This is a genomic window from Mammaliicoccus sp. Q-M61, from assembly GCF_022386055.1.
In the GTDB taxonomy this organism is placed as follows: domain Bacteria; phylum Bacillota; class Bacilli; order Staphylococcales; family Staphylococcaceae; genus Mammaliicoccus; species Mammaliicoccus sciuri_A.
In genome coordinates, this window is record NZ_JAJNJL010000023.1 from 1 (window position 1) to 1,493 (window position 1,493).

Sequence of the window (1,493 nt, forward strand, 5' to 3'; positions counted from 1 at the left end):
TGTACTGAACCCAAAAATCTAAACCTTAATTAGTATATTATTTCAAAGGTTTGTCTCCTGTAATTTTTGGGAGATAAGCCTTTTAATTTTGATTTGATTCTTTCGTTATTATAAAAATTGATATATCGATGAATAGCTTGTTCAAGATCTTGAAAATCTTTAAATTCTTGGCCATAATACATTTCTTGTTTAAGTAACCCAAAAAAGTTTTCCATAACTGAATTATCTAGACAATTACCTTTTCTAGACATACTTTGAAATATTTTATGGTCTTTTAATAATCTAGTGTATTGCGAATGTTGATAATGCCAGCCTTGATCTGAATGAATCGTTAAACGGTGGGCTAGTTTTGGACGACGCTCTATCATTTCTTTTAATGGATTGATGACTATATCTAATGTAGGACGACTTGAAATTTTAAAGCTGATAATCTCTGAACTATATAAGTCCATAAAAGGTGATAAATATAATTTCTGACCATTTATTAATTTGAACTCTGTAATATCTGTTACGACTTTTTGAAATGGGAGACTTGTTTTAAATCTACGATTTAATATATTTTGAGCTACTTTACCAACTTTACCTTTAAAGGAACGATACTTACGGCCTCTATGTGTAAACTTTGTACAAGTTAGATTATATTCTTTCATGATTCTTAGTACTTTTTTATGATTTACGATAAGACCTCTATTTCTTAGTGCTTGCGTAACACGACGATAACCATAGGTATGGTTAGATTCTTCACATATTTCTTTTATTACTTGAATCAATGTTTCATCTTTATCAGCTTTACTAAATTGATTTATCCAATAATAGTATACAGATTTAGCTATTTGAGCGACTTTAAATAAGATACTTAATCGTATATTATAAATTTCATGTAATGCCTTAATGACCTTTACTATTTCTGATTTTTGCTTCCGTAAATGTCGGTCAAGGCCTGTAACTTTTTTTGATAAGCTATACCTGCCTTTAAAGTCTCGACTTCATTTCTAAGTCTTTCAAGTTCTTCACGTTCATTTTCATTTAGAGGTAAATTTTTATTATCTGATTTAGATCGTTTTTTAGTCATAGTGTGAGATCGTCCCTTTTGTTTATTATCTATATCAAGACGACACTTTTCATCAAATTGATGTTGCCAATTGGCAATGATAATAGGATTAATAATCCTAAAGTGATTCGCAGTATCTTGATAAGACAACATATTTTCTTGTCTAAATTTTAAAACAGATAATTTAAATTCGCTAGTATAAACAGTATTTCTACTTTTTATTTCTAAACCTTCTTCTCCAAACTCTTTATATTGATTGACCCAAATCCGAAGGACAGACCAACTTGAAACACCATATTTTAAAGCAATTGTTCTATAACTTTGATGTCCTTCTAAATATTCTTTTACAAGTTTTATTTTGAATTTAAAATCATACTTTTTCCTCATAAGAATGCACCCCAATAGTTTGATTTGTTTAGGTCAAATATTTGGGTTCACATCA

At 29.0% G+C, this 1,493-nt stretch carries 2 protein-coding genes; both read right to left on the minus strand.

Annotated elements, in window-relative coordinates; translation table 11 throughout:
• Positions 1-29: 29 nt before the first annotated feature.
• Positions 30-905, minus strand: coding sequence for an IS3 family transposase (locus LQ677_RS14480; protein WP_308193345.1), 876 nt, complete (start codon positions 903-905; stop codon positions 30-32).
• Positions 902-1,438, minus strand: coding sequence for a transposase (locus tag LQ677_RS14485; RefSeq protein WP_239749096.1), 537 nt, complete (start codon positions 1,436-1,438; stop codon positions 902-904). Before LQ677_RS14485 ends, LQ677_RS14480 begins: the two co-directional genes overlap by 4 nt.
• Positions 1,439-1,493 lie beyond the last annotated feature (55 nt).

Excerpts from the sequence above, each read along its gene's own strand:
- LQ677_RS14485 (WP_239749096.1), bottom strand. The coding sequence starts at position 1,438 with ATGAGGAAAAAGTATGATTTTAAATTCAAAATAAAACTTGTAAAAGAA.